Here is a 26357-nt window from a genome sequence, read left to right on the forward strand (position 1 = left end):
GCGGCCAGGCGCCGCGCCCGCGCGCGGGCGGCCGGCGCAAGCCCCCCTCCACCGCCGGCACCCTGCTGCGCCTGGTGATGCAGCACCCGACCTGGGCCGCGCGCATGCCGGTCGGCCTGGTGCCCGACGACAGCCCGGAAGGCCTCGCGCTGATCGCGATCATCGACCTCTGCAGCCTCGGCGAGCCGATCCCCTCGGGCGGACTGGGCGCGCTGATCGAGCGCTTCCGCGAGACACCCCACGCCGAAACCCTCTCACGTGTCGCCGCGGAACTCGTGGAGGCGGAATTCGACGAAGCGGTGGTCGAGACGCTGTTCGAGGACGCCCTGCGCAAACTGCAGATCGACGGCGTCGGCAAGGAGATCACCGCCCTGCTACAACGGGATCGTGAGCAAGGCCTGGACGCCGCCGGCCGCCATCGCCTCGGAGAGCTGCTGCTCGAGAAGCGGAACCTCGCGAGCAGCGGCAAAGTCTCAGATTTATAGTACAATTTCGGGTTTCCCCATTTTCTTACACCCTCACTTGAGGAGTGCTATGGCACGCGAAAAAGCCAAGGACCCACGCAAGGACGCCCCCGCGAAGGGCCGCCCTGCCAAGGCCAAGGACAAGGCAGCCCCGGTGGTCGAAAGCCCCGCCGCCACCCCGCTCGACGCGGAGGTGCGCCGCACCCGGCTGAAGACGCTGATCACGCTCGGCAAGGAACGCGGCTATCTCACCTACGCCGAGATCAGCGACCACCTCCCCGACGATGTGGCCGATGCCGAGCAGATCGAAGGCATCATCGCCACCTTCAACAACATGGGCATCCAGGTCTATGACGAGGCGCCGGCCGCCGAAGACCTGCTCATGTCGGACAGCGTCGCCACCAACGTGGACGAGGACGTCGCCGAAGAGGAAGCCGAACAGGCGCTGTCCTCGGTCGACTCCGAATTCGGCCGCACCACCGACCCGGTGCGCATGTACATGCGCGAGATGGGCACGGTCGAGCTGCTCACCCGCGAGGGCGAGATCGAGATCGCCAAGCGCATCGAGGACGGCCTCAAGCACATGGTGCAGGCCATCTCCGCCTGCCCGACCACGATCGCCGAGATGCTCGGCATCGTCGACCGCATCGCCGCCGACGATGCCAAGATCGACGAGCTGGTCGACGGCCTGATCGACCCCAACGCCGGCAGCGCCGAGGAAGCGGCCGCGGAGGAGGAGTCCGCCGACGAGGACACCGAGGCCGAAGAGGACGAGGGCGCGGAGGACGAGGACGAGGGCGACGACGAGGAAGACAGCGCCGAGAGCGCCGAGCGCGCCAATGCCGCCTCGCTGCTGCAACTCAAGAACGACGCGCTCGCCCGCTTCGACGTCATCCGCGGGCTGTACGAGAAGAAGATGCAGGCGCTCGAGAAGCGTGGCTCGCAGGACCTCTCCTACCTCGCGCTGCAGCAGCAGATCTCCGACGAGCTGCTCAACATCCGCTTCACCGCCAAGGCCATCGAGAAGCTGTGCGACTCGGTGCGCCACATGGTCGAGCAGGTGCGCAGCCACGAGCGCCAGATCCTGCAGCTGTGCGTGGATCGCGCCGGCATGCCGCGCCAGCACTTCATCAAGGTGTTCCCCGGCCAGGAAGTGAACCTCGACTGGCTCAAGGACGAGATCGCCGCCGGCAAGAACTACGCCGACGGCCTGATGCGCATCCACCCCGCGGTGCTCGAGGAGCAGCAGAAGCTCATCGACCTGCAGGACCGCATCGGCATCCCGCTCAAGGAACTCAAGGACATCAACCGCCAGATGTCCACCGGCGAAGCCAAGATGCGTCGCGCCAAGCGCGAGATGACCGAGGCCAACCTGCGCCTGGTGATCTCGATCGCGAAGAAGTACACCAACCGCGGCCTGCAGTTCCTCGACCTCATCCAGGAAGGCAATATCGGCCTGATGAAGGCGGTGGACAAGTTCGAATACCGCCGCGGCTACAAGTTCTCGACCTATGCCACGTGGTGGATCCGCCAGGCCATCACGCGCTCGATCGCCGACCAGGCGCGCACCATCCGCATCCCGGTGCACATGATCGAGACGATCAACAAGATGAACCGCATCAGCCGCCAGATCCTGCAGGAGACCGGTCAGGAGCCGGATCCCGCGACGCTGGCCGAGAAGATGGAGATGCCCGAGGAGAAGATCCGCAAGATCATGAAGATCTCCAAGGAGCCGATCTCCATGGAGACGCCGATCGGCGACGACGACGACTCCCACCTGGGCGACTTCATCGAGGACACCGCCACCCTGGCCCCGGCCGAGGCGGCGATGTACTCCGGCCTGCGCGACGCCACCTGCGAGGTGCTCGACTCGCTGACCCAGCGCGAGGCCAAGGTGCTGCGCATGCGCTTCGGCATCGAGATGAACACCGACCACACGCTGGAAGAGGTCGGCAAGCAGTTCGACGTCACCCGCGAGCGCATCCGCCAGATCGAAGCCAAGGCCCTGCGCAAGCTGCGCCACCCGAGCCGCTCCGAGAAGCTGCGCAGCTTCCTCGACAGCGACGCGTAAAGGCCCGGTGCACCGCCCGGCGGCGCCTGCCGTCGGGCATGCGGGCCTTTAGCTCAACGGTTAGAGCAGAGGACTCATAATCCTTTGGTTGCGGGTTCGAATCCCGCAGGGCCCACCAACGTTTTCAAGCACAACGCCAGTCCTCCCCGGGGCTGGCGTTGTGCTTTTCGGGTCTCCCACATTCCGTCCAAGGCAGCGTCGTACTGGAAGGGGCACTGGCGCGTGCCGCCGATCGAGTCGTTGTCGGCGTTTTTTACAGTTCCGCCCGGATCACGCCAGCCAATCACCTTGCCCGCAAGAATTTACTATTTTCCATTCAACAACTTGCCGATTTTCACCCGAGGCAGGCATGCCCCTTGCTTTACACCCTTCGAGACCCGGAGTTCCGGGAGTGTCACACGGGACCCGAAAGGAGTGATGATCATGCAAGTCAAACCTCTCTGCGCAGCGCTGACGCTGGCAGTGCTCGCCTCCACGGCATCGGCCGCCACGACGACGCTGTCCGGCACCATCCGCGATTTCTGCGCGCCATCGATCACGGGCACCACGGGCGCTACGACATGCACCCAGCTCGCCGATTTCGAAGGCGCCATCCCCGGGGTGGTGCCGAACATGACCGGAACGACCCTGAGCGGCGGGCTCCCCGTCGCCGGCGCGAACATCGTTGCCGGAGCTTCGACGGCGGCCAACTTCGCGAAATGGTACGTGGACAGCCCGGGCTACAACCTGAGCCAGGCCTTCTCGCTGACGCTCGGCGAAACCACGCCCGGAAGCGGCGTCTATTCGTACGCCTCGTCGAGCTTCTTCCCGATCGACGGCCAACTCTTCGGCAACCAGGGGCGCGGCCACAACTACCACTTCACGCTGCACCTCGAGGGCCAGCTCTCCTTTGCCGACCCCACCGCCGCTGCAGACAATTCATTCAGCTTCACCGGCGACGACGACCTGTGGGTGTTCGTGAATGGCATCCGGTTCATCGACCTCGGTGGCGTGCATGGCGCCGCAAGCGCCTCCTTCACCGAGGAGACGCTGAAGACCGCCGGACTGGCACCGGGAACGGCCTACGACCTGGATATCTTCTTCGCCGAGCGCCACACCAGCGAGTCGAATTTCAACATCACCACGAGCTTCGCGATCACGCCTCCTTCGAACAACGTGCCCGAGCCGGGAGGGCTCGCGCTGCTCGCCCTCGGACTCGCCGGCCTTGGGGCCATTCGGCGCCGGTCTCGGGTGGGATGACCCTCGGGAAGGACGGATAGAGACCCGGAACGGCCGCCTGGAGAGCGGCCGTTTTTTTACGGTGTTCTCACGGCTTCGAGCCGAACTCACGGCGCGGGGTCGAAATCCTCCTCCCGGAACTCGAGCGGCGGACGTGCCTCCCCGGGGTCGCGCCCCATCTCCGCCGTGCGAAGCTGCACGCGGCGGATCTTGCCGGAGATGGTCTTCGGCAGCTCGGCGAACTCGATGCGCCGGATCCGCTGGTAAGGCGCGAGACGCGCCCGCGCGAAGGCGAGGAGTTCCCCGGCGAGCTCGCGGCTGGGCACATGACCGGCGGCAAGCCCGACAAAGGCTTTCGGGACAGCAAGCCGGACGACATCCGGACACGGCACGACCGCAGCCTCGGCGACCGCAGGATGCTCGACGAGCACGCTCTCGAGTTCGAACGGACTGATCCGGTAGTCGGAGACCTTGAACACGTCGTCACTACGTCCCACGTAGTGGATGTAGCCCTCGTCGTCGCGATGCGCGATGTCGCCGGTATGGTAATAGCCGTCCCGCATCGCGATGGCGTTGCGCTCGGGCGCACCGGCATAGCCACTCATCAGGCCGAGCGGACGCGGTTCGAGGCCGATGCAGATCTCGCCCTCCATGGCCTCCACTCCCTGCTCGTCGAGAAGGACGACACGGTAGCCTGGCAGAGATTTACCGATCGCCCCCGGTCGGGGCCGTACCCCCGGTGGCGTGCCGAGAACAGCGGTCGTCTCGGTCTGGCCGTAGCCCTCGCGGATGACGATACCCCACGCCTCGCGAACCTCATCGACCACCTCCGGGTTGAGCGGCTCGCCCGCACTGGCCAGTTCCCGCAGTACCGGTGGCCGCTCGCCGAGCACCTCCTGCACCAGCATGCGCCAGACCGTCGGTGGCGCGCAGAACGAGACCACCGGATACGCGTGCAATACGTCGAGCACCGTGCGCGCGCTGAAGCGCGCAGCGTCGAATGCGAACACCGCCGCCTCGGCATTCCACGGGGCGAAGAAGCTGCTCCACGCATGCTTGGCCCAACCGGGCGAACTCAGGTTCCAGTGCAGATCGCCACGGCCCAGGCCGAGCCAGTACATGGTCGACAGATGACCGACCGGATAGCTCTGCTGCGTGCCGAGGACGAGCTTCGGCTTCGCCGTCGTGCCCGAGGTGAAGTAGAGGAGAAACTCCTCGTCGCGCGCGGTCGGCCTGTCGGCCACGAACACGGCCGACTCCGCGCCCGCATCCTCGTAACAGGCGCAGCCGGGCCGGCGCGCACCCACCACGATCCGACTGAAAGGCGCGGCCAAGTCGTCGAATTTCGCGGCGTGGCTCGCATCGACGATCACGTGCTCCACCTGCGCTCTCGCCAGTCGATCCGCCAGATCGGCCCCAGTCAACTGGGGGGTGGCCGGAATGACCGCCGCCCCGAGCTTCATCGCGGCCAGCATGCATTCCCACAACGCCAACTCGTTACCGAGCATCAGCAGGATGCGTGCTCCGCGGCGGACGCCAATTCGACGCAGGAAATTCGCCGTACGGTTCGAGCGTTGTGTAAGGTCGGCGAAGCTCAACCGCTCTTCCCCGCCCCCTTCGTGCACCACCCAGAGCGCGAGGCGGTCCGCAGCGTCCGCAACTTGGTCGAAATAATCCAGCGCCCAGTTGAAATGCTCGAGTTGTGGCCATGCAAAACCCCGCCACGCACCCTCTGGATCCGAGCGATGCGCACTCAGGAAGTCGCGCGCGTTCAGGAATGTGTCAGTTGCCAGCATCGGAACTCTCCCGGCAGACTACCCGTTTCGAGCCTAGACCCGGGTTGCGGAGAGATCACGATCGTCGATCAGGACTATTGACGAAGGTCAACGCGTGTGCCGAATCGTGGTGTGGCCGACCCGGCACGCAGCCTGCCGGGCGGAGCGCGCGACGGAGCGTAGACGTGACGATGGGGACCGAAGTCCCCACCGGCTTTTCTTTGGTAACAAGGCTCAAGCAGCCTCGGCATAGGCCTTAAGCGGCCAGTGCGAAACGCTCATCGTTGGCGTTTATGGATTTGCGCGGATTACGTCCGTCGCCTCTCGGGTTGCCTGCTCACCTTTGCCCGCCCTGTCGAAACCGGTACACCCCCACCCAAGCACACTCCCGAATGCACTTGGGTGGAGGTGAGGGGAATCGAACCCCTGTCCAGAACGCCTCCAGATTGCCGGGATTACAACCATGTCCGCGATCTTACGCAGGTCGGCGGCTGCATTCAATGCCTGTGCGAGGACAAGGCCCGGTCCGTTTGTAAGCAATTGCACCGCGCCGGACGAACTCCCTATCCGACGCGGCTCCAGCCCGCACGCACCTCGCACCTCGCACCTCACGCCTTCGGCACCCTCCCCATCAGGTAGAAGGGCTCGTTGGGCGGCGTACCGGTCAGATGCACCAGCCGGTTGCTCATGCTGAAGAAGGCGGTGATCGCGCCGATGTCCCAGATCGCCTCGTCGTCGAAGCCATGCGCGCGCAGGACCGCGAGGTCGGCCTCGTCGACCTCGGCGCCACGCGTGCTGAGCTTGATGGCGAAGTCGAGCATCGCGCGCTGGCGCGGGCTGATCTCGGCCTTGCGGTGATTGGTGGCGAGCTGGTCGGCGAGGCGCGGGTTCTTCGCGCGGATGCGCAGGATGGCGCCATGGGCGATCACGCAGTACAGGCACTGGCCGGCAGCCGAGGTGGCGACGACGATCATCTCGCGCTCGGCCTTGCTGAGGCCGACGTCCTTCTCCATCAGGGCGTCGTGGTAGTCGAAGAAGGCGCGGAATTCGGCCGGGCGGTGGGCGAGCATCAGGAACACGTTGGGCACGAAGCCCGCCTTCTCCTGCACGGCGAGGATGCGCTCGCGCACGTCCTCGGCAAGGTCGGCGAGTTCGGGCACCTTGAAGCGGCTGATGGTTTCGGTCATTGGAAGTTTCCTCCGTCGATGTGTTTATGGTCGGGTTCAGCGATCGACATCGACCACGATGCGCCCGCGCTCCTGGCCGTCGAGCAGCGCGGCGGCGGTGTCGACCACCTCGCCGAGGCCGATCTCGCGCGTCATGCGCTCGAGCTTGTGAACGTCGAGGTCGCGGGCGAGGCGGCTCCAGGCCTCGATGCGCTCCTCGCGCGGCGCCATCACGCAGTCGATGCCGACGAGAGTGACGCCGCGCAGGATGAAGGGTGCGACCGAGGCCGGGAAATCGAGTCCCTGCGCCAGGCCGCAGGCGGCGACCGTGCCGCGGTACAGGGTGGTCGCGCAGGCGTTGGCCAGGGTGTGGCTGCCCACCGTGTCGACCACCCCCGCCCAGCGCTCCTTGCCGAGTGCGCGGCCGGGGAGGCCGAGTTCGCTGCGGTCGATGATGGTGGTCGCGCCCAGTTCGCGCAGGTAGTCGGCCTCCTGCGGACGCCCGGTGGAGGCCACCACGGTGAAGCCCAGCCTGGAGAGCAGCGCGATCGCCACGCTGCCCACGCCGCCACTCGCGCCGGTCACCAGCACCTCGCCGCGCTGCGGAACGACGCCGTGGCGCTCGAGCGCCATCACGCACAGCATCGCGGTGTAGCCGGCGGTCCCGATCGCCATCGCCTGGCGCGGGGTGAAGGCCGCGGGCAGCGGCACCAGCCACTCGCCGCGCACGCGCGCACGCTGCGCGAGCCCGCCCCAGTGCACCTCGCTCGTCCCCCAGCCGTTGAGGATCACCTTGTCGCCCACCGCCACGCCTGGATGCGCGCTGGACTCGACCGTGCCGACGAGGTCGATGCCCGCGACCATCGGGAATTTGCGCACCACCGCACCACGCCCGGTGATCGCCAGGCCATCCTTGTAGTTCAGCGAAGAGTATTCCACCCGAACGCCGACGTCGCCTTCGGGCAGCGCGGCCTCGTCGAGCTCCTTCACCGCCGCGCGGTAGCCGGCATCATCCTTCTCGATCAGCACTGCCTTGAACATTTTTCTCTCCCTGGGCGCACCTCGCGCCGGTTTCGCAGTCGAACCCGCATGTTAAACGATGCCCGCATGGCGCTCGAACTTGGGCCCAAAGGGGCTCTCGGGTGATAATGTCGGACTGCCGAATCAACGGACTCCAAGCAATGAAGCGTGTAGATGACTTCCGCCTGAAACTGGGCTCCCAGGAACTCGTGCCGATCATGGTGGGCGGGATGGGGGTGGATATTTCCACCTCCGATCTGGCGCTCGAGGCCGCCCGGCTGGGCGGGGTCGGACACATTTCCGACGCGATGCTGCCGACCGTGTCCGACCGGCGCTACAACACCAAGTACGTCAAGAACAAGCTGCAGCAATACAAGTTCAACGTCGCCAACGCAGACAAGTCGGTGGTGCAGTTCGACCTCGGCCTCATCGCCGAAGCGACCGCGACCCACGTCGGCCGCACCATGGAGCGCAAGCGCGGGCCGGGCATGGTGTTCATCAACTGCATGGAAAAGCTGACGATGAACGCGCCCAAGGAAACCCTGCGTGTGCGCCTGCGCACCGCGATGGACCACGGCATCGACGGCATCACACTGGCAGCCGGCCTGCACCTGGGCTCGCTCTCCCTCATCGAGGACCATCCGCGCTTCCGCGACGTGCAGCTGGGCATCATCGTCAGCTCGCTGCGCGCGCTGCAGCTCTTCCTCAAGAAGAGCGCGCGCACCGGGCGGCTCCCCGACTACGTGGTGGTCGAGGGCCCGCTCGCCGGCGGCCACCTCGGCTTCGGCATGGACTGGGCGCAGTACGACCTCGCCACCATCGTCGCCGAGATCCGCGACTGGATGCGCGAGCAACAGCTCGACATCCCGCTGATCCCGGCCGGCGGCATCTTCACCGGCACCGACGCGGTGAATTTCCTCGAGGCGGGCGCCGCGGCCGTCCAGGTCGCGACCCGCTTCACGGTCACCAAGGAGTGCGGCCTGCCCGACGAGGTCAAGCAGGACTATTTCAAGGCCGAGGAGGACGAGATCGAGGTCAACCAGATCTCGCCCACCGGCTACCCGATGCGCATGCTGAAGAGCAGCCCGGCGATCGGCAGCGGCATCCGCCCCAACTGCGAGGCCTACGGCTACCTGCTCGACTCCAGCGGCAACTGCCAGTACATCGAGGCCTATAACCGCGAGGTTGCCGCGCACCCCGAGGCGAAGAAGGTCAAGGTCTTCGACAAGACCTGCCTGTGCACGCACATGCGCAACTTCGACTGCTGGACCTGCGGCCACTACACCTACCGGCTCAAGGACACCACCGTGCGCGAGGACGGCGGCGACTACCGCATCCTGTCCGCCGAGCACGTGTTCAAGGACTACCAGTTCAGCACCGAAGGCCGCATCGCCCTGCCCGACTGAACCGAGGATGCGCGGATGCGATGCCGTCCGCGCAATAGTTCCTCGGTGCGAGGCCCAAGGCCTCCGATACTCATCGGATGAAATTCCCACTCGACCGTCCGATGCAGGTCGCAGTGGTCGACGACACGCAGCTCAACCTGTTCCTGATCGGCAAGCTCGTCGACCGCATGCAAGATGCGCGTGCACACAACTTCGAGCGCCCCACCGCCGCGCTCGAGTGGTGCCTCGCCAATGCGCCCGACCTCATCATCGTCGACTACATGATGCCCGAGATGGACGGGCTGGAATTCATCCGCCGCATCCGCGCCTGCCGCGACCGCGACGACCTGCCCATCCTGATGGTCACCGCCAGCCACGAGCGCGACGTGCGCTACGCGGCACTCGACTGCGGCGCGAGCGACTTCCTCACCAAGCCGGTCGATGCGCGCGAATTCGAAGCGCGCGTGCGCAACATGCTCAAGCTGCGCCAGGCCCACCTCGCCAACGAGCACCGCGCCGAGACCCTCGCCGCCGAGGTGCGCCGGGCAACCGCCGACATCCTCGACCGCGAGCGCGAGACCATCACCCGGCTGTCGCGTGCGGCCGAGTTCCGCGATCCCGAGACCGGCGCCCACATCCAGCGCATGTCGCACTATTCGGCCCTGATCGCCCGCCGCCTGGGCCTGGGAGACACCTTCGCCGAGACCCTGCTGATGGCCGCACCGATGCACGACGTGGGCAAGCTCGGCATCCCCGATACCATCCTGCTCAAGCCCGGCCGACTGACTGCGGACGAGTTCGCGGTGATGAAGCGCCACCCGCAGATCGGCCACGACATCCTCAAGGGTTCGTCATCCAGCATCCTGCGCCTGGGCGCAACCATCGCCCTCACCCACCACGAGAAGTTCGACGGCAGCGGCTACCCGCAGGGACTCTCCGGCCAGTCGATCCCGATGGAGGGCCGCATCGTCGCGGTCGCCGACGTGTTCGATGCGCTCACCTCCGCACGGCCCTACAAGCCGGCATGGCCGATGTCGCGGGCGATCGCGCTGCTGCGCGAGGGGCGCGGCACCCACTTCGACCCGACCTGCGTCGACGCGCTCTTCCACACCTGGGAGGACGTGCTCGCCGTGCAGTCGCGCTACCAGGACGAGCACGCCCCGGAGCCGCCCGTCTCGCCCCCCTGCTGAGGCCTGCGCCCCCACCCCCGGGGGCGCCTGCGTCAGCCCTTGCGCTCGATCAGTTCGACCTTGTAGCCGTCAGGATCCTCGACAAAGGCGATCACGGTGATGCCGTGCTTCATCGGTCCCGCCTCGCGCACTACCTTGCCGCCGCGCGCGCGGATGTCGTCGCAGGCCTTCTTCGCGTCCGCGACCTCTAGGGCGATGTGGCCGTATGCGGTGCCGAGCTCGTACTTGTCCACGCCCCAGTTGTGGGTCAGCTCCAGCACCGCTCCGTGAGCCTCGTCCTGGTAGCCGACGAAGGCGAGGGTGAACTTGCCGTCCGGATAGTCCTGGCGGCGCAGCAGGCGCATGCCCAGCACCTCGGTGTAGAAGGCGAGCGAGCGCTCGAGATCGCCGACGCGCAGCATGGTGTGAAGGATTCGCATGGGGTGTCTTCCTGTATCGTGGTGGTTTCAATCTTCGCGGGTGAAGGCGCCGCGGTCGGCGGCGGCGGTCGCGATCACCGGCAGCGTCGCCGCCGCGCTGCGCAGCGCGGCGCGCGCGGCACGCCAGTCCGGGTACAGACGCTCGACGACCGCCCAGAAGCGCGGCGAGTGATTCATCTCGGCCAGGTGCGCGACCTCGTGGGCGACCACGTAGTCGATCAGCGCCGGCTCGAGATGGATCAGCCGCCAGTGCAGCCGGATCCCCGAGCGGGTGCTGCAGCTACCCCAGCGCGTGGCCGCGCTCGACAAGCTCACCGGCGGAACCGCAACGCCGAGACGGTGGCAGTACTCCTCCGCCCGCCCGCGGTACCAGGCCAGTGCGCGCGCGCGCAGCGCGCGCACCAGCGCCCGCTGCGGATCGACGCCCGCGGGCAGCAGGAGTTCCTCCCGTCCATCCGCCAGGCCCCGCCAGCGCGCCGCGCGCGCCGACACCCGGCGCAGCACCAGGACACGCCCGAAGAGCGGCAGGCATACGCCCTCCGCCACCTCCAGCGGCAGCGCCTGCGGCGCCTGCGCCCGCGCCCGCAGACGGTCGAGCAGCCAGGCACCGTGGCTATGCACGAAACGCTCGACCTCGCCGAGCGGGGTGCGCAGTGGCACCGACACGCGCGCGCCGCGGTGGTCCACCTGGAGCGCGAACGAGCGCCGCGCCGAGCGCCGCAGCACCAGATCGACACGGGTGCCCTCGACGAGCACGCTGTGCGGCTCTTCCGAGGCCGCCGCCCGAGCGCTCAAGCCTTGTCTTCCCACTCCAGCCCGCGTGCGGAGAGATCGGCCTTGATCACCGCCATCGCCGCCGCGACGCGCGCCGCCGTGCCTTTCATGCCGAGTTCGAGCGAACGCCGCTGGCCCTCGGCGGCGATCGTGGGCAGGCTGAACAGGGTGGTGTCGGGGAAGTCGGCGGTGACCTGACGCATCAGGCCGATCAGCTGGCCCTCGTAGGCATCCCACACCGTCACCGCCTGCTCGACGTAGTCTTCGGCGTGGTGCAGGTGGGCGTACTTGGTGTCGAGCACCCACTCCACCATCGGCCAGGCCATCACCGGAAAGCCCGGGGTGAAGTAGTGCTGGCGGATCGAGAAGCCGGGGATGCGGTTGAAACTGTTGGGGATGATCTCGCTGCCCACCGGATACACGCCCATCTGCAGGCGCTCGGGGGTGATCTCGGCACCGAAGCGGGCACGGATCTCGGCCTCCGCCTCGGGGTGCAGGGCGAGTTCCAGTCCGAGCGCGGCGCCCGCGGCCTCGCGCGTACGGTCGTCGGGGGTGGCGCCGATGCCACCGAAGCTGAACACCACGTCACCGGTGGCGAAGGTCTCGCGCAGCGTCCCGGCAAGGCGCGCGAAGTCGTCGCCGACGTAGCGCGCCCACGACAGCTTGAGCCCGCGCGCACCGAGCAGTTCGATCAGCTTGGCGAGGTGTTTGTCGCTGCGACGGCCGGAAAGGATCTCGTCGCCGATGATCAGTGCACCGAAATTCATCTCAGCTTCCGCAGGTCGGCACCCGGCTCTGCGTCGAGCACGGTGATGCCGTGCTGGATGCGATGCCGGCGCAGGGTTTCGAGCATGTAATGGACGAAGGCGAGGCCGGCGAAGGCGGGCGCCACCAGGTTGATCACCGGGACATACGCGAGCAGGGCCGTGCCGCCGCCGAGGAGGAGCATCTGCGGCCGCCAAGCGTCGCGCAGGCGCTGCAGTTCGCCCTTGTCGGCGTGGTACATCAGCGCGTCGTAGCCGAAGGCGCGCTGGTTCAGCCAGCCGGTGAGGGTGACCGAGATCAGCAGGCCGGCGCCCGGAATCAGCCACAGCGGCAACGACAGCACCAGCGCGAGCAGGAACAGCACGCCGGCGACGATGGAGTTCATCGCGCTGCCCAGGTTGGAGCCGCCGCGACGCTGCTCGAGGTCGGCGTAGTCGGTGCGCGCGACGCGCTCGAGCATCAGCGGCAGGGCCACCGTCGCCACCAGCATCGCGGCGGTGACGTACACCAGCGGGACCACCAGCAGCGCGGTGGCGATCTGGATCAGCACCAGCACGATCGCCGCGGTGGTCTCCGAGGCCGACAGCCATCCGCCGACGAAGGACCACCCGCTCACCGCGGCATAGAGCCACTCGGTGACCGGCGTCCACGCGTAGAAGGCCACGCCGGCCCAGATCACCACCGCGAGCAGGCCGGGCCACAGCAGGTGCCAGAACATGTCGCGCCGCCCGAGGCTGCGACCGGCGCGCCCGAAGGCGACGAGGATGTCCTTCATGCGTCCGCCCCCCCCCTCAGCGCGGCATGCCCGGCAGGCCGCCCGGCATCATGCCCTTCATCGCTCGCATCATCTTGCTCATGCCCCCCTTGGAGAACTGCTTCATGACCTTCTGCGTCTGCTCGAACTGGTTGAGCAGACGATTGACCTCCTGCACCGTCACCCCGGCGCCCGCGGCGATGCGGCGCTTGCGGCTGGCCTTGAGGATCTCGGGCTTGGCGCGCTCGAGCGGGGTCATCGAGTTGATGATGCCCTCGATGCGCGAGATCGCCTTTTCCTCGGCCCCGCCCTGCAGCTTGCCCGCCGCCTGGGCGAACTGTGCCGGCAGCTTGTCCATCATCGAGGATAGCCCGCCCATCTTGCGCATCTGGGCGATCTGCTCCTTGAAGTCGTCGAGATCGAAGCCCTTGCCGGTCTTGAGCTTCTGCGCGAAGGCCTTGGCCTTCTCCTCGTCCACGCCGCGGCGCGCATCCTCGACGAGGCCGAGGATGTCGCCCATGCCGAGGATGCGGCTGGCCATGCGGTCGGGGTGGAAGGGCTCCAGCCCGGAGAGTTTCTCGCCCACGCCGGCGAACTTGAGCGGCTTGCCGGTGACGTGGCGCACCGACAGCGCCGCGCCGCCGCGCGAGTCGCCGTCCAGCTTGGTCAGCACGATGCCGGTGAGCGGCAGCGCCTCGTTGAAGGCGCGCGCGGTGTTCACCGCATCCTGACCGAGCATCGCGTCGACCACGAACAAGGTCTCGATCGGCTTGACTGCGGCGTGCAGGACCTGGATCTCGGCCATCATGGCCTCGTCCACCGCGAGCCGGCCGGCGGTGTCGACCAGCAGCACGTCCATGTGGTGCTTGCGCGCGTAGTCGAGCGCGGCGAGCGCGATGTCGACCGGCTTCTGCGCGGTCTCGGAGGGGAAGAAGCCCACCCCGGCCTGCGCTGCCACCGTCTTCAGCTGCTCGATCGCCGCCGGGCGATAGACGTCGGTGGAGACCACCAGCACCTTCTTCTTGTGCTGCTCGTGCAGCAGCTTGGCGAGCTTGCCGGTGGTGGTGGTCTTGCCCGCGCCCTGCAGGCCGGCCATCAGCACCACCGCGGGCGGCTGGGTGGACAGGTCCAGACCCTCGTGGGCGCCGCCCATCAGCGCCTTGAGCTCGTCGTGCACCACGCCGACCAGGGCCTGGCCGGGCGTCAGCGAGCCGATGACCTCCTGCCCGACCGCCTTCTCCCTGACCTTGGCGACGAAGTCCTTGACCACCGGCAGCGCGACGTCGGCCTCGAGCAGGGCCATGCGCACCTCGCGCATCGCCTCCTGGATGTTTTCTTCCGTCAGGCGGGCCTGGCCGCGGAGGGTCTTGACGACCTTGGACAGGCGTTGGGTCAGATTGTCGAGCATGTTGGGGCAGGCCTTGGGCGCGTGACTTGGAGTAAACTGCGGCTACGTATGCGCACAATTCTACTTCATCTCCTCCCCGCCTCGCTTTACGCCGGTCTGGGCGTGTTCTTCTGGCGCACCTGCATGACGCGCGGTTCCGCGCTGGAGCCGCGCCGGGAGTGCATGAGCACGCGCGAGCGCCTGCTGCTGCTGGGCGCCATCGTCGCGCACGGCGCGGCGCTGCACCTGGCGATCTTCCCCGGCAGCGAGATGCGCTTCGGCTTCGGCGTCGCGGTCTCGCTGATGGTCTGGCTGGCGGTGTGCTTCTACTGGGTCGAGACCCTCTACACCCGGCTCGACGGCCTGCACGCGGCGGTGATGCCCGCAGGTGCGATCGGCAGCCTGGTGCCGATGCTGTTCCCGGGCGACCACGTGCTCGCCAACGCCACCTCGCCGGCCTTCCGCGCCCACTTCGTCGTGGCCATGCTCGCCTACAGCCTGTTCACCCTGGCCGCCCTGCACGCGATGCTGATGTCGGTGGCCGGGCGCCAGCTCCACAACGCACGCTTCAGCCGCCTGCTCTCCGGCCTGCCGCCCCTGCTCACCATGGAGGCGTTGCTGTTCCGGCTGATTTCCATCGCCTTCGTGCTGCTCACGCTGACGCTGGCGAGCGGCGTGCTGTTCTCCGAGAGCCTGTTCGGCCAGGCCTTCCGGGTCGACCACAAGACGGTGTTCGCCTTCGTCTCCTGGTTCCTCTTCGGCGGCCTGCTGGTGGGCCGCCGCCTGTGGGGCTGGCGCGGCCGGCTGGCGCTGCGCTGGACCCTGGCCGGCTTCGTCGCGCTGATGCTCGCCTACGTGGGCAGCCGCTTCGTCATCGAAGTCGTGCTGCATCGCACCTGAGTCCGCCCGCCGAAGTCCGCGTGCATTGACACCGTCACGAGGGGCTCCAATACTCGGGGCCCCTTTCCTTTCCACCGCCCCTCGTGACGGACCTCACCCTGACGCTTCAGATCGTCGCCCTCGTCGTGCTGCTGACCCTGTCGGCATGCTTCTCGATGTCGGAGACGGTGATGATGGCGGCCAACCGCTACCGCCTGCGCTCCCTCGCCAATCAGGGCAGCCGCGGCGCCACCCTGGCCCTCGACCTGCTCGCCCGCACGGACCGGCTGCTCGGCGTCATCCTGCTGTTCAACAACCTGGTCAACACGGGCGCCGCCACCCTGGTCAGCGTGATCACGCTCGAGCTCTTCGGCAACGAGAGCTGGATCCTCGGCGTGGCGACCCTGCTCGCCACCTTCGCGATCCTGGTGTTCTCCGAGATCACGCCCAAGGTCGTCGGCGCCAACCACGCCGATCGTCTCGCCCCCTTCGTGGCCTACCCACTCACCGGCCTGCTGCGCGCGTCGTATTTCGCGGTATGGTTCATCAACCTGTTCTCGCGCGGGCTGCTGAACCTGATGCGTCTGCAGCCGAAGGAGGAGACGAGCTCGGCGCTCTCCGTCGAAGAGTTGCGCGCGATGGTGATCGAGTCGGGCCAGTACATCCCGCACAAGCACCGCAGCATGCTGCTCAACCTCTTCGACCTCGAGAGCATCACGGTCGAGGACGTGATGACGCCGCGCGGAGCGATCGAGAGCATCGACCTGTCCGACCCCGAGGACATCGTCCGCCGCCAGATCGCCACCAGCTTCCACACCCGGCTGGCGGTCTACGACGGCGACAGCGAGCACGTGATCGGCGTGCTGCACCAGCGCAAGCTGCTCGGCAACACGCTGGAGGAAAATTTCAGCGTGGACCGCATCCGCGACCTCCTGGCCCGCCCCTATTTCGTGCCGGCCGACACGCCGCTCTACTCGCAGATCCAGTTCTTCCAGGAGAACCAGCAGCGTCTCGGCTTCGTGGTGGACGAATACGGCGAGATCCTCGGCCTGATCACCCTCGAGGACATCATCGAGGAACTCATCGGCAAGTTCACCACCAGCACCCCGGACGTGGGCGACCGCATGCACTGGGGCGAAGACGGCAGCGTGCTGGTCGATGGCACGTCCAACCTGCGCGAGCTCAACCGCCGGCTCGAGCTCGCACTCCCGATCGATGGTCCGAAGACGCTCAACGGTCTGATCCTCGAACACCTGCAGGACATCCCGGAGACCGGGGTATCGATGAAGATCGCCGATACCCCGATCGAGGTCGTGCAGACCCAGGACCGCATGGTGCGCACCGCGCGCATCTTCCGTCCGCGGATCGAGGGCGCCGGACAGTGAGCCCGCGCGCCCCGGCACCGGCTGCGCGCATCTTTACAAGGCCGGGGGCGGCGGGCAACATCGGCCGCAGTCCGGACACGAGCAAGGCATGGCGGCGACCTCCAAACCGGCCCTGAGCGGCTTCGCCAGGGCCCTGATCCAGCATGGCCACCTCAAGGAGGCGGACGCGATCGCATGCACCACCCATGCGGGCGAGGCCGCGACCGCCTTCATCCTCGAGGTCGCCAACCGCGGCCTGATGAGCTGCGCGGCGATGGCCCGCTTCGCCGCCGAGACCTTCGGCTATCCGCTCCTCGACCTCGCCGCCTTCGATGCGGCGATGTTCGCGCGCGAGGCGGTCGACCGCAAGCTGCTCGCCAAGCACCAGGTCGCGCCGCTCGCCAAGCGCCAGAGCCGCATCACGCTCGCCACCGCCGACCCTTCCAACCTGCGCGCGCTGGACGAGATCCGCTTCCAGACCGGCCTGCAGATCGAGCTGGTGATCGTCGAGGCGGACAAGCTCAAGCGCGCGGTCGAGGCCCTGTCCGAGTCGGCCGCAGACACGCTCAAGGAGCTCACCGGCGAAGCCTTCGACATGGACCTGCTGCAGCAGGACGGTCCCGCGCAGCCGCGCGACGAGGAGGAAGCCAACGAGGTCGATGACGCCCCGGTCGTCAAGTTCATCCAGAAGGTGCTGATCGACGCGATCAACGAGGGCGCCTCGGACGTCCACTTCGAGCCCTACGAGAAGTTCTACCGCATCCGCGTGCGCACCGACGGCATCCTGCGCGACATCGCCCAGCCGCCGCTGGTGCTCAAGGACAAGATCGCCGCGCGCATCAAGGTGATCTCGCGCCTCGACATCTCGGAGAAGCGCGTGCCGCAGGACGGGCGCATGAAGCTCGTGTTGTCGCGCAACAAGGCGATCGACTTCCGCGTCTCGACGCTGCCGACCCTGCACGGCGAGAAGATCGTGATGCGCATCCTCGATCCGAGCTCGGCGATGCTCGGCATCGACGCGCTCGGCTACGACCCCGAGCAGCGCGAGGCGCTGCTCGCCGCGGTCGAGCGCCCCTACGGCATGATCCTGGTCACCGGCCCCACCGGCTCGGGCAAGACGGTGTCGCTGTACACCTGCCTCAACCTGCTCAACAAGCCGGGCGTGAACATCTCCACCGCCGAGGACCCTGCCGAGATCAATCTCGCCGGCATCAACCAGGTCAACGTCAACGAGAAGGCCGGCCTCACCTTCTCCGCCGCGCTGCGCGCCTTCCTGCGCCAGGACCCGGACGTGATCATGGTGGGCGAGATCCGCGACATCGAGACCGCCGAGATCGCCATCAAGGCCGCGCAGACCGGCCACCTGGTGATGTCCACCCTGCACACCAACGACGCGCCCTCCACGCTCGAGCGCCTCAAGAACATGGGCGTGGCGCCGTTCAATATCGCATCCTCGGTGATCCTGATCACGGCCCAGCGCCTCGCCCGCCGGCTATGCTCCTGCAAGAAGCCCGTCGACATTCCCGCCCAGGCCCTGCTGGAGGCCGGCTTCGAGCCCGACGAGCTCGACGGCGGCTGGCAGCCGATGGGACCGGGCGGTTGCGAACGCTGCAAGGGCAGCGGCTACAAGGGCCGGGTGGGCATCTACCAGGTCATGCCGATCAGCGAGGAGATCGCCCGCATCATCATGACCGGCGGAAACTCCATGGACATCGCCGCCCAGGCCCGCAGCGAGGGCGTGCTCGACCTGCGCCAGTCGGGCCTGCGCAAGGTGCGCCAAGGCATCACCTCGCTCGAAGAAGTGCTGGCGACGACCAACGAATAAAGGACGCTCGATTTCATGGCCACTGCAAGCCGCGCGGCACGTGCCACCGGTCCGAGGGAGGACCTTTATATCTGGGAAGGCAAGGACAAGACCGGGAAGGTCGTCCGCGGCGAGATCCGCGCCACCGGCGACGCCATGGTCCAGGCCATGCTGCGCCGCCAGGGCATCCAGGTGATCAAGATCCGCAAGCAGAAGATGGCGCGCGGCGGACGCATCTCCGAAAAGGACATCGCGCTGTTCACCCGCCAGCTCGCCACGATGATGAAATCCGGTGTGCCGCTGCTGCAGGCCTTCGACATCGCAATGAAAGGCTCCGGCAACGCCGCGCTCGTGCGCCTGCTCAACGACATCCGCACCGACGTCGAGACCGGCTCCAACCTGTCGCAGGCCTTCGCCAAGCACCCTGCGCACTTCGACCGGCTGTTCTGCAACCTGGTCGCAGCGGGCGAGCAGGCGGGCATCCTCGACGGCCTGCTCGACCGCATCGCCACCTACAAGGAAAAGATCCTCGCGATCAAGAGCAAGATCAAGTCGGCGCTGTTCTATCCTGCCGCGGTGGTCGTGGTGGCGGGTCTCGTGATCTCGGTGATGATGCTGTTCGTGATCCCCGAGTTCAAGAGCGTGTTCTCCAGCTTCGGTGCCGAGCTGCCGGTGCCCACCTTGATGGTCATCGCCATCTCGGACGCCTTCGTGGCCTACTGGTACCTGATCTTCGGCGCCCTCATCGCGGCCCTCGTGGCGATCGCCTGGAGCTACAAGCGCTCGACTGCGATGCAGATCGCGGTCGACCGGCTGGTGCTGCGCATCCCGGTGATCGGCGCGATCATCCGCAAGGCCACGGTCGCACGCTGGACGCGCACGCTGTCGACCATGTTCGCGGCCGGCGTGCCGCTGGTCGAGGCGCTCGACTCGGTGGGAGGCGCATCGGGCAACCACGTCTATGTGGTGGCGACACATCAGATCCAGAGCGAGGTCAGCACCGGCACCAGCCTGACGGTCGCGATGCAGAACGCGGAAGTCTTTCCCACCATGGTGGTGCAGATGGTGTCGATCGGCGAGGAGTCCGGCCAGCTCGACGCCATGCTGGGCAAGGTCGCCGATTTCTTCGAGCAGGAGGTGGACGACGCGGTCGCCGGCCTGTCGCAACTGCTCGAGCCGCTGATCATGGTCTTCCTCGGCACCATCATCGGCGGCCTGGTGGTGGCGATGTACCTGCCGATCTTCAAGCTCGGTTCGGTCGTCTGAACCCATGATCGAGCTTCTCCGCGACCCGCTCGCCTTCACCATCCTCTCCGGCCTGGTCGGACTCTTCGTCGGCAGCTTCCTCAACGTCGTGATCCATCGGCTGCCCAGGATGATGGAGCGCGACTGGCACGCCCAGGCGGCCGAGCTGCGTGGCGAGCAAGCACCCGCCAACGAGCGCTTCAACCTCGCCACGCCGCGCTCGCGCTGCCCGCACTGCGGGCACCAGATCACGATGCTGGAGAACATCCCGATCGTCAGCTACGTGGTGCTGCGCGGGCGCTGCGCACATTGCGGCGCCGGCATCAGCAGGCGCTACCCGATCGTCGAAGCCCTCTCCGCGCTGCTGTCGGCCTACGCCGCCTGGCATTTCGGCTTCGGCGCCAGCGCGCTCGGGGCCCTGCTGTTCGTGTGGGCGATGGTCGCGCTCACCTTCATCGACCTCGACACCCAGCTGCTGCCCGACGACATCACCCTGCCGCTGCTGTGGCTGGGCCTCGCCTTCAACCTCGGCACCACCTTCGCCGAGCTTCCCGACGCGGTGATCGGCGCGATGGCGGGCTACCTCGCGCTGTGGGCGGTGTTCTGGCTGTTCAAGCTCGCCACCGGCAAGGAGGGCATGGGCTACGGAGACTTCAAGCTGCTCGCCGCGATCGGCGCCTGGCTGGGCTGGCAGATGCTGCCGCTGACCATCCTGCTGTCCTCGCTGGTGGGCGCGGTGGTCGGCATCCTGCTGATCGTCGTCGCCCGCCACGGCCGCAACGTGCCGATCCCCTTCGGCCCCTACCTCGCCGCGGCCGGCCTGATCGCGCTGTTCTGGGGCGAGCGCATCACCGAGCGCTACCTCGGGCTGCTCTGAGCGCGCGCCGCGCGCGCCGCTGCGGACGGTCCGCCACGGGGGGCTTGAAGCCCTCCTCCCCCGCCCTCATCTTGCACCCGGGCGCGACCGTTCCGGACGCGCTTTTTCCTTATGCTGCGTTGCGTTAGACTTGCGCACTTGTTTTCGGGAGCACGCCATGCCCATCTATGAATATCGTTGCCCGAGCTGTGGTTTCCAGAAGGAACACCTGCAAAAAATGAGCGACGAGCCCCTGTCCGTCTGCCCGTCCTGCGGCACGACCGGCTACGCCAAGCAGTTGTCGGCGGCCGGCTTCCAACTCAAGGGCTCGGGCTGGTACGCCACCGACTTCAAGGGCGGAGCCAAGAGCGCGGCCCCGGCGGCCGAATCCACGCCCTCGCCTGCGACCGGCGGCTGCGGCGGCGGCTGCGCCTGCCACTGAGCGGATCGACCCATCTCGCGGCGGGCCGGCCGCGGCGCGGCAGACGCAAGCAGCCGCGCAGCGCGGCGGCCAGGAACCCCACTTGAAAAAATACTTCATCACCGGCCTGCTGATCTGGCTCCCGCTGGCGATCACCTACATGGTGATCGCCTGGATCGTCGGCACGCTCGACGCGATCCTGCTGTGGCTGCCCGCCGAATACCAGCCGAGCCGCTACATCGGCTTCGACATCCCCGGCGTGGGCGTCGTCGCGAGCCTGCTGCTGGTGTTCTTCACCGGCCTGGTCGCCGCCAACGTGCTCGGGCAGAAGCTCGTGCAGCTCTGGGAAGCGCTGCTTGCCCGCATCCCGGTCGTCAAGTCGATCTACTACAGCGTCAAGCAGGTCTCCGACACGGTGTTCTCGAGCAACGGCCAGGCCTTCCGCAAGGCGCTGCTGGTGCAATACCCGCGCGAGGGCGTGTGGACCATCGCCTTCCTCACCGGCCAGCCGGGCGGCGACGCGGCCGAGCACCTGCGCGGCGACTACGTCAGCGTGTATGTACCGACCACGCCCAACCCGACCTCGGGCTTCTTCCTGATGATGCGGCGCAGCGAGGTCGTCGAGCTCGACATGAGCGTGGACGACGCGCTCAAGTACATCATCTCGATGGGCGTGGTCGCTCCGCCGGCGCGCAGGCCGGAACCCGTGCCCGCGCTGTCCGACACCTGAACGAAGCTCCCCGAACACTCCAGCCTCTCCACCCTGCCGAATCCTGAATCCCCGGGCGCAAGCGCCCCCGAACCTGCGGAACCCGACATGCGAACTCACTACTGCGGCAAAGTCACCGCCGCCGACCTCGACCAGATCGTCACCATTTGCGGCTGGGTACATCGCCGCCGCGACCACGGCGGCGTCATCTTCATCGACCTGCGCGATCGCGAGGGCCTGGTGCAGGTGGTGTGCGACCCCGACCGCGCGGAGATGTTCAAGACGGCCGAATCGGTGCGCAACGAGTTCGTCCTCAAGCTGAGCGGCAAGGTGCGCCGCCGTCCCGCCGGCACCGAGAACGCCAACCTCGTCTCGGGCGAGATCGAGATCCTCTGCCACGACATCGAGGTGCTCAACGCCGCCGCCACGCCGCCCTTCCAGCTCGACGACGAGAACCTGTCCGAGACGGTGCGCCTGACCAACCGCGTCATCGACCTGCGTCGCCCGCAGATGCAGAAGAACCTGATGCTGCGCTACAAGACCACGATGGCCTTCCGCCGCTTCCTCGACGGCGCCGGCTTCATCGACGTCGAGACGCCGATGCTGACCAAGAGCACGCCCGAAGGCGCGCGCGACTACCTGGTGCCCTCGCGCGTGCACCCGGGCCAGTTCTTCGCCTTGCCGCAGTCGCCCCAGCTCTTCAAGCAGCTGCTGATGGTGGCCGGCTACGACCGCTACTACCAGATCGTCAAGTGCTTCCGCGACGAGGACCTGCGCGCCGACCGCCAGCCCGAATTCACCCAGGTCGACCTCGAGACCTCGTTCATGAACGAGCACGAGATCACCGCCCTGGTCGAGGAGATGATCCGCTACGTGTTCAAGGAAGCGATGGCGGTCGAGCTGCCCGCGCCCTTCCCGCGCATGACCTACGCCGAGGCGATGCGCCGCTACGGCTCGGACAAGCCCGACCTGCGCGTGACGCTGGAACTCACCGACGTCACCGACGCGGTGCAGGACGTCGCCTTCAAGGTCTTCAGCGGCCCCGCCACCTCGGGCGGCCGCGTCGCCGCGATGCGCGTGCCGGGCGGCAACAGCCTGACCCGCGGCGAGATCGACGAATACACCAAGTTCGTCGCCATCTATGGCGCCCGCGGCCTCGCCTACATCAAGGTCAACGACGTCACCCAGCCCAACGAGCACGGCCTGCAGTCGCCGATCGTCAAGAACCTGCACGAGACCGCGCTGCGCACCATCCTCGAGCGCACCGGCGCGCAGTCGGGCGACCTGATCTTCTTCGGCGCCGACAAGACCAAGGTGGTCAACGACGCCATGGGCGCGCTGCGCATCAAGCTCGGCCACGAGAAGGGCTACGTCACCGGCGAGGCCTGGCGTCCGCTGTGGGTGGTCGACTTCCCGATGTTCGAGTACGACGAGGACGACAAGCGCTGGACCGCCTGCCACCACCCCTTCACCAGCCCCAAGGACGAGCACATCGACCTGCTCGAATCCAACCCGGGCGAGTGCCTGGCCAAGGCCTACGACCTCGCCTTGAACGGCTGGGAGATCGGCGGCGGCTCGGTGCGTATCCACCGCGCCGACGTGCAGGCGCGCGTGTTCGAGGCACTGAACATCGGCCCCGAGGAGCAGCAGGCCAAGTTCGGCTTCCTGCTCGACGCGCTCAAGTACGGCGCCCCCCCGCATGGCGGCCTGGCCTTCGGCCTCGACCGCATCGTCACCATGATGACCGGCGCCGAATCCATCCGCGACGTCATCGCCTTCCCCAAGACCCAGCGCGCCCAGTGCCTGCTCACCGACGCGCCGAGCGGCGTGGACGAGAAGCAGCTGCGCGAGTTGCACATCCGCCTGCGCCAGAAGGTCGAGACCCAGGTCGAAGTCGAGCGCGGCTGAGTCCGGCGGCACACCGGCCGGAGATCCCGAAGCCCCTGCCGGATCGCCGCGAAGGCGGCCGCAGGGGCTTCAGCCTGCCGGCGCCATGCCGTAATCTTCACGGATGGCCCGCACGCCGCGCGGCCCCCCGATCCCGGACGCCCCGATGCTCCTCCCCCACGGCCTGCAGGTCCTCGTCGTCGAATCCCAGTCGAGCATGCGCGCGCAGCTGCGCAACATGCTCGCCTCGATCGGCATCGACTCGCCGCAGTTCGCGGTCTCGGCGAGCATGGCGATGCGCCGCCTGCGCGCGCAGCCCTTCGACCTCATCCTGTCCGAATACGACCTCGGCGAGGGCCAGGACGGCCAGCACCTGCTCGAGGACCTGCGCCAGCACGCCATCATCCCGCCCGACACGGTGTTCGTGATGATCACCGGCGAGCGCAACTACGAGCGCGTGATCAGCGCCTGCGAGCTCGTTCCCAACGACTACATCCTCAAGCCGCTCACCGCCGAGAGCCTGCGCGTGCGCCTGCTGCGCGCCTTCGAGAAGCGCGACGCCTTCCTGCCGGTGTGGCAGCTGATGAAGCTCGGCGACCCCGTCGGCGCGCTCGCCGCCTGTCGCGAGGCGCGCGACCGCCACCCGCAGTACCTGGTCGATTTCATGCGCCTGCAGGCGGAGCTGCACGCCCAGATCGGCCAGATCGAGGAGGCCGCGGCGCTGTACCGCGAGATCCTCGCCGCGCGTCCCATCCCCTGGGCCTCGCTCGGGCTGGCACGCATGCTGGTGGTGCGCGAGGCCTGGGTCGAGGCCGAGCACCTGCTCGCCGACCTCGTCGCCCGCCACCCGCGCTTCATCGAGGCGCACGAGCTGCTCGCACGCGTGCAGGAGGAGACCGGCCGCCCCGCCGAGGCCTGCGGAACCCTGCAGCGCGCGGCCGATCTCTCGCCCTACCGCCTCCCGCGCCTGCGCCGGCTCGGCGAGCTCGCCCTGCAGGCCGGCGAGCTCGACCGTGCCGAGCACAGTCTCGCCGAGGCGGTGCGCCGCGGCAGCTACTCCGAATTCCGCGACCCCGAGGATCACGTCCGCCTGGTGCAGGCCCAGCTCGCCCGTGAACGCCCGGACGAAGCCTTGGCCACGCTTGCCGACCTCGAGCGCAACCTCGTCCGCCACCCCAAGGGCGAACTCTGCCTCGCCGTCGGCAACGCCCTGTTCGAGGGCCACCGCAACGACGCCGAAGGCCTGCGCAGCGCCATGGTGCGCGCGCTCGCGAGCCCCGAGCGCATCCGCGAGCTCTCCCCCGGGCTGCGCCGCGACCTGCTCGAGCTGTGCTACGACCGCAAGCTCGAGAGCGAGGGCCGCCAGCTCCTCGCCGACCTGATGCGCACCCACGGCGACGACCGCAGCCTGGCGAGCACGCGCGCCGCGCTCAAGGCACGCGGCTTCGAGAACCTCTCCGCCGAGGTCGAGGAGCAGGTGCAGAACGAGGTCAGGACCTTGATCGGCGCCGGCGCCGAAAAAGCGCGCAGCGGCGACTACGACGGCGCGGTCGCCGAGATGATGAACGCGGCGCGCAAGATGCCGGGCAACCCGCACGTGCTGTTCAATGCCGCGCTCGCCTTGCTGCGCCACATCGAGCACCGCGGCTGGAACGAGGCCTTCGCCGCGCAGGCGCGCAGCCTGATCGAGCGCACCCAGCGCATGGCGCCCGCCAACCCGCGCCTGGCGGCGATTACCGAATTCCGCCACGAGCTCATGAAGCGCTACGGTATCCGCCCCGAGCGCGCCCCCGTCACCCGCACCCGCCGCGCCTGAACCCCGATGCTGCGTACCGTCCTGCTCCGCCTGCTGCTCCTCCTCGTACTCGGCGCGGGCCTGCCCGCCTGCTCGCCCGGCGCCGCGCCCGATGCCCCGCAAGCTGCACAGGGCCTGCTGCAGCCCTCGCACGCCGGGCTGCCGGCCGAGGCGATCGAGACACTGGCGCTCATCCAGCGCGGCGGCCCCTTCCCCTACCGCAAGGACGGCACCACCTTCCAGAACCGCGAACGCCTGCTACCGGCGCGGCCGCGCGGCTATTACCGCGAATACACCGTGCCCACGCCCGGCGCGCGCGATCGCGGCGCGCGCCGCATCGTCAGCGGCGGCGATCCACCCGAGGTGTTCTACTACACTGCCGACCACTACCGCAGCTTCCGCGAGATCGCACCGCTGCGTTCGCTGCCCTGAGCCGTCCGTCCATGAGCCACACCTCGCACGCCCCCGCCGCGCAGCCGACTCCCCCGCTGCGCATCGACCTCGCCGGCTGCACGGACAAGGCCGGACTGCTCGCGCGCATCGCGACCGCGCTGCGCTTCCCGGACTGGTTCGGCCACAACTGGGACGCGCTCTCGGATTGCCTGTGCGATCTCTCCTGGCTGCCCGCCGCGGCCTACCGGCTCGAATTCCTGCATGCCGACGCGCTGCGCGCGACCGCGCCCGAGACCTTCGCCACGCTGTGCGAGATCCTCGACGAAGCCGGCGACTTCTGGCGCGCCGAGGGCGTGGGCTTCGGCCACACCTTCATCCCCGCGCTTCCCGAGGCACCTTCCGGCGCGCCTCGATGAGCTCGGCGAGGCAGCGCGGGCAATAGCACTCCCCCGCACCTTCGGCCGGCACCGCAAACGCGGCCGGCAGCGCCGCACACCAGCACTCCGCCTCGCCTGCGCGCATGCCGCAGGTGAAGGCCGCGCCGCAGCGCGGACAGACATTGGTGGTTTCGTTCATCGGCGTCTCGCCTCCCTGGTTCGTTCGAACTCCGCCGCAA

At 67.9% G+C, this 26357-nt stretch carries 25 protein-coding genes, 1 tRNA gene and 1 other RNA gene; 17 read left to right on the forward strand and 10 right to left on the reverse strand.

The genetic code is table 11. The annotated features are described in order from the left end of the window. The 4 genes from dnaG to C665_RS05610 form a co-directional block, all read left to right on the forward strand. The coding region (gene dnaG, locus C665_RS05595) for a DNA primase (RefSeq protein WP_004302429.1) at window positions 1-485 on the forward strand (485 nt) is incomplete at its 5' end. A 49-nt stretch (window positions 486-534) separates the two neighbouring features. Beyond that, window positions 535-2535 carry an RNA polymerase sigma factor RpoD gene (gene rpoD / locus C665_RS05600; RefSeq protein WP_004302431.1) on the forward strand — a complete coding sequence of 667 codons (2001 nt, stop codon included), beginning with the start codon at window positions 535-537 and terminating at the stop codon, window positions 2533-2535. A gap of 42 nt (window positions 2536-2577) precedes the next feature. Beyond that, window positions 2578-2653: transfer RNA gene (locus C665_RS05605), tRNA-Ile, on the forward strand. A gap of 299 nt (window positions 2654-2952) precedes the next feature. Then, complete coding sequence (locus C665_RS05610; RefSeq protein ID WP_004302433.1) at window positions 2953-3774, forward strand: fibro-slime domain-containing protein; 822 nt, start codon at window positions 2953-2955, stop codon at window positions 3772-3774. 86 nt (window positions 3775-3860) lie between these two features. Here C665_RS05610 and C665_RS05615 read toward each other — a convergent pair whose 3' ends face one another. The 4 genes from C665_RS05615 to acuI all read right to left on the reverse strand — a co-directional run bounded on the left by C665_RS05615 (window position 3861) and on the right by acuI (window position 7735). Then, window positions 3861-5549: an AMP-binding protein gene (locus tag C665_RS05615; RefSeq protein ID WP_012584907.1), complete on the reverse strand. Its 1689-nt coding sequence runs from the start codon at window positions 5547-5549 to the stop codon at window positions 3861-3863. A 165-nt stretch (window positions 5550-5714) separates the two neighbouring features. After that, window positions 5715-6042: a transfer-messenger RNA gene (gene ssrA / locus C665_RS20105) on the reverse strand. 94 nt (window positions 6043-6136) lie between these two features. Then, window positions 6137-6715, reverse strand: a complete 579-nt coding sequence (locus tag C665_RS05620; protein WP_004302438.1) for a peroxidase-related enzyme — start codon at window positions 6713-6715, stop codon at window positions 6137-6139. A gap of 36 nt (window positions 6716-6751) precedes the next feature. Continuing rightward, window positions 6752-7735: an acrylyl-CoA reductase (NADPH) gene (gene acuI / locus C665_RS05625; protein ID WP_004302439.1), complete on the reverse strand. Its 984-nt coding sequence runs from the start codon at window positions 7733-7735 to the stop codon at window positions 6752-6754. A gap of 140 nt (window positions 7736-7875) precedes the next feature. Here acuI and C665_RS05630 point away from each other — a divergent pair, with 140 nt between their 5' ends. Beyond that, window positions 7876-9120, forward strand: coding sequence for a nitronate monooxygenase (locus C665_RS05630; RefSeq protein WP_004302441.1), 1245 nt, complete (start codon window positions 7876-7878; stop codon window positions 9118-9120). Between the two features lie 77 nt (window positions 9121-9197). After that, complete coding sequence (locus tag C665_RS05635) at window positions 9198-10289, forward strand: HD domain-containing phosphohydrolase (RefSeq protein ID WP_012584906.1); 1092 nt, start codon at window positions 9198-9200, stop codon at window positions 10287-10289. Between the two features lie 32 nt (window positions 10290-10321). On the opposite strand, the gene gloA is transcribed toward C665_RS05635, so the two are convergent. The 5 genes from gloA to ffh are packed head-to-tail and all read right to left on the reverse strand — an operon-like array spanning window position 10322 to window position 14409. Further along, window positions 10322-10708, reverse strand: a complete 387-nt coding sequence (gene gloA / locus C665_RS05640; protein ID WP_004302445.1) for a lactoylglutathione lyase — start codon at window positions 10706-10708, stop codon at window positions 10322-10324. Between the two features lie 27 nt (window positions 10709-10735). Continuing rightward, complete coding sequence (locus C665_RS05645; RefSeq protein ID WP_004302447.1) at window positions 10736-11503, reverse strand: M48 family metallopeptidase; 768 nt, start codon at window positions 11501-11503, stop codon at window positions 10736-10738. Then, entirely contained in the window at window positions 11500-12249 is a 750-nt protein-coding gene (locus C665_RS05650; protein WP_004302449.1) for a competence/damage-inducible protein A, read from the reverse strand. Before C665_RS05650 ends, C665_RS05645 begins: the two co-directional genes overlap by 4 nt. Then, window positions 12246-13022, reverse strand: a complete 777-nt coding sequence (locus C665_RS05655; RefSeq protein WP_004302451.1) for an EI24 domain-containing protein — start codon at window positions 13020-13022, stop codon at window positions 12246-12248. Before C665_RS05655 ends, C665_RS05650 begins: the two co-directional genes overlap by 4 nt. A gap of 16 nt (window positions 13023-13038) precedes the next feature. After that, window positions 13039-14409: a signal recognition particle protein gene (gene ffh / locus C665_RS05660; protein WP_004302452.1), complete on the reverse strand. Its 1371-nt coding sequence runs from the start codon at window positions 14407-14409 to the stop codon at window positions 13039-13041. 48 nt (window positions 14410-14457) lie between these two features. Here ffh and C665_RS05665 point away from each other — a divergent pair, with 48 nt between their 5' ends. The 11 genes from C665_RS05665 to C665_RS05715 all read left to right on the forward strand — a co-directional run bounded on the left by C665_RS05665 (window position 14458) and on the right by C665_RS05715 (window position 26157). Then, a complete protein-coding gene (locus C665_RS05665) occupies window positions 14458-15288 on the forward strand; it encodes a cytochrome C assembly family protein (protein WP_012584904.1) in 831 nt (276 codons plus the stop codon). A gap of 83 nt (window positions 15289-15371) precedes the next feature. Then, on the forward strand, window positions 15372-16652 hold the full coding sequence (locus C665_RS05670; RefSeq protein WP_004302456.1) for an HlyC/CorC family transporter: 1281 nt from the start codon (window positions 15372-15374) through the stop codon (window positions 16650-16652). A gap of 88 nt (window positions 16653-16740) precedes the next feature. Further along, entirely contained in the window at window positions 16741-18456 is a 1716-nt protein-coding gene (gene pilB / locus C665_RS05675; RefSeq protein ID WP_004302458.1) for a type IV-A pilus assembly ATPase PilB, read from the forward strand. A 15-nt stretch (window positions 18457-18471) separates the two neighbouring features. After that, window positions 18472-19701, forward strand: a complete 1230-nt coding sequence (locus C665_RS05680) for a type II secretion system F family protein (RefSeq protein WP_004302460.1) — start codon at window positions 18472-18474, stop codon at window positions 19699-19701. 4 nt (window positions 19702-19705) lie between these two features. Next, on the forward strand, window positions 19706-20557 hold the full coding sequence (locus tag C665_RS05685; protein ID WP_004302462.1) for a prepilin peptidase: 852 nt from the start codon (window positions 19706-19708) through the stop codon (window positions 20555-20557). A 157-nt stretch (window positions 20558-20714) separates the two neighbouring features. Next, window positions 20715-20978 carry an FmdB family zinc ribbon protein gene (locus tag C665_RS05690; protein WP_012584903.1) on the forward strand — a complete coding sequence of 88 codons (264 nt, stop codon included), beginning with the start codon at window positions 20715-20717 and terminating at the stop codon, window positions 20976-20978. A gap of 82 nt (window positions 20979-21060) precedes the next feature. Beyond that, entirely contained in the window at window positions 21061-21687 is a 627-nt protein-coding gene (locus tag C665_RS05695; protein ID WP_004302465.1) for a DUF502 domain-containing protein, read from the forward strand. Window positions 21688-21774: 87 nt separating this feature from the next. Then, entirely contained in the window at window positions 21775-23574 is a 1800-nt protein-coding gene (aspS, locus tag C665_RS05700; protein WP_004302467.1) for an aspartate--tRNA ligase, read from the forward strand. Window positions 23575-23719: 145 nt separating this feature from the next. Continuing rightward, window positions 23720-25369: a tetratricopeptide repeat-containing response regulator gene (locus C665_RS05705; RefSeq protein ID WP_004302469.1), complete on the forward strand. Its 1650-nt coding sequence runs from the start codon at window positions 23720-23722 to the stop codon at window positions 25367-25369. A 6-nt stretch (window positions 25370-25375) separates the two neighbouring features. After that, window positions 25376-25780, forward strand: coding sequence for a guanyl-specific ribonuclease (locus tag C665_RS05710; protein WP_004302471.1), 405 nt, complete (start codon window positions 25376-25378; stop codon window positions 25778-25780). Window positions 25781-25791: 11 nt separating this feature from the next. Continuing rightward, window positions 25792-26157 (forward strand): barstar family protein, encoded by a 366-nt coding sequence (locus C665_RS05715; RefSeq protein WP_004302473.1) that lies wholly within the window; start codon window positions 25792-25794, stop codon window positions 26155-26157. Here C665_RS05715 and C665_RS20110 read toward each other — a convergent pair. Next, a complete protein-coding gene (locus C665_RS20110; protein WP_004302475.1) occupies window positions 26114-26317 on the reverse strand; it encodes a cysteine-rich CWC family protein in 204 nt (67 codons plus the stop codon). The two genes, C665_RS05715 and C665_RS20110, sit on opposite strands and share 44 nt — an antisense overlap. Window positions 26318-26357 lie beyond the last annotated feature (40 nt).

It is taken from the genome of Thauera aminoaromatica S2 (assembly GCF_000310185.1).
Classification (GTDB): Bacteria; Pseudomonadota; Gammaproteobacteria; order Burkholderiales; family Rhodocyclaceae; genus Thauera; species Thauera aminoaromatica.

Excerpts from the sequence above, each read along its gene's own strand:
- rpoD (WP_004302431.1), top strand. The coding sequence starts at position 535 with ATGGCACGCGAAAAAGCCAAGGACCCACGCAAGGACGCCCCCGCGAAG.
- C665_RS05610 (WP_004302433.1), top strand. The coding sequence starts at position 2,953 with ATGATCATGCAAGTCAAACCTCTCTGCGCAGCGCTGACGCTGGCAGTG.
- C665_RS05615 (WP_012584907.1), bottom strand. The coding sequence starts at position 5,549 with ATGCTGGCAACTGACACATTCCTGAACGCGCGCGACTTCCTGAGTGCG.
- C665_RS05620 (WP_004302438.1), bottom strand. The coding sequence starts at position 6,715 with ATGACCGAAACCATCAGCCGCTTCAAGGTGCCCGAACTCGCCGACCTT.
- acuI (WP_004302439.1), bottom strand. The coding sequence starts at position 7,735 with ATGTTCAAGGCAGTGCTGATCGAGAAGGATGATGCCGGCTACCGCGCG.
- C665_RS05630 (WP_004302441.1), top strand. The coding sequence starts at position 7,876 with ATGAAGCGTGTAGATGACTTCCGCCTGAAACTGGGCTCCCAGGAACTC.
- C665_RS05635 (WP_012584906.1), top strand. The coding sequence starts at position 9,198 with ATGAAATTCCCACTCGACCGTCCGATGCAGGTCGCAGTGGTCGACGAC.
- gloA (WP_004302445.1), bottom strand. The coding sequence starts at position 10,708 with ATGCGAATCCTTCACACCATGCTGCGCGTCGGCGATCTCGAGCGCTCG.
- C665_RS05650 (WP_004302449.1), bottom strand. The coding sequence starts at position 12,249 with ATGAATTTCGGTGCACTGATCATCGGCGACGAGATCCTTTCCGGCCGT.
- C665_RS05655 (WP_004302451.1), bottom strand. The coding sequence starts at position 13,022 with ATGAAGGACATCCTCGTCGCCTTCGGGCGCGCCGGTCGCAGCCTCGGG.
- ffh (WP_004302452.1), bottom strand. The coding sequence starts at position 14,409 with ATGCTCGACAATCTGACCCAACGCCTGTCCAAGGTCGTCAAGACCCTC.
- C665_RS05665 (WP_012584904.1), top strand. The coding sequence starts at position 14,458 with ATGCGCACAATTCTACTTCATCTCCTCCCCGCCTCGCTTTACGCCGGT.
- pilB (WP_004302458.1), top strand. The coding sequence starts at position 16,741 with ATGGCGGCGACCTCCAAACCGGCCCTGAGCGGCTTCGCCAGGGCCCTG.
- C665_RS05680 (WP_004302460.1), top strand. The coding sequence starts at position 18,472 with ATGGCCACTGCAAGCCGCGCGGCACGTGCCACCGGTCCGAGGGAGGAC.
- C665_RS05685 (WP_004302462.1), top strand. The coding sequence starts at position 19,706 with ATGATCGAGCTTCTCCGCGACCCGCTCGCCTTCACCATCCTCTCCGGC.
- C665_RS05690 (WP_012584903.1), top strand. The coding sequence starts at position 20,715 with ATGCCCATCTATGAATATCGTTGCCCGAGCTGTGGTTTCCAGAAGGAA.
- aspS (WP_004302467.1), top strand. The coding sequence starts at position 21,775 with ATGCGAACTCACTACTGCGGCAAAGTCACCGCCGCCGACCTCGACCAG.
- C665_RS05705 (WP_004302469.1), top strand. The coding sequence starts at position 23,720 with ATGCTCCTCCCCCACGGCCTGCAGGTCCTCGTCGTCGAATCCCAGTCG.
- C665_RS05710 (WP_004302471.1), top strand. The coding sequence starts at position 25,376 with ATGCTGCGTACCGTCCTGCTCCGCCTGCTGCTCCTCCTCGTACTCGGC.
- C665_RS05715 (WP_004302473.1), top strand. The coding sequence starts at position 25,792 with ATGAGCCACACCTCGCACGCCCCCGCCGCGCAGCCGACTCCCCCGCTG.
- C665_RS20110 (WP_004302475.1), bottom strand. The coding sequence starts at position 26,317 with ATGAACGAAACCACCAATGTCTGTCCGCGCTGCGGCGCGGCCTTCACC.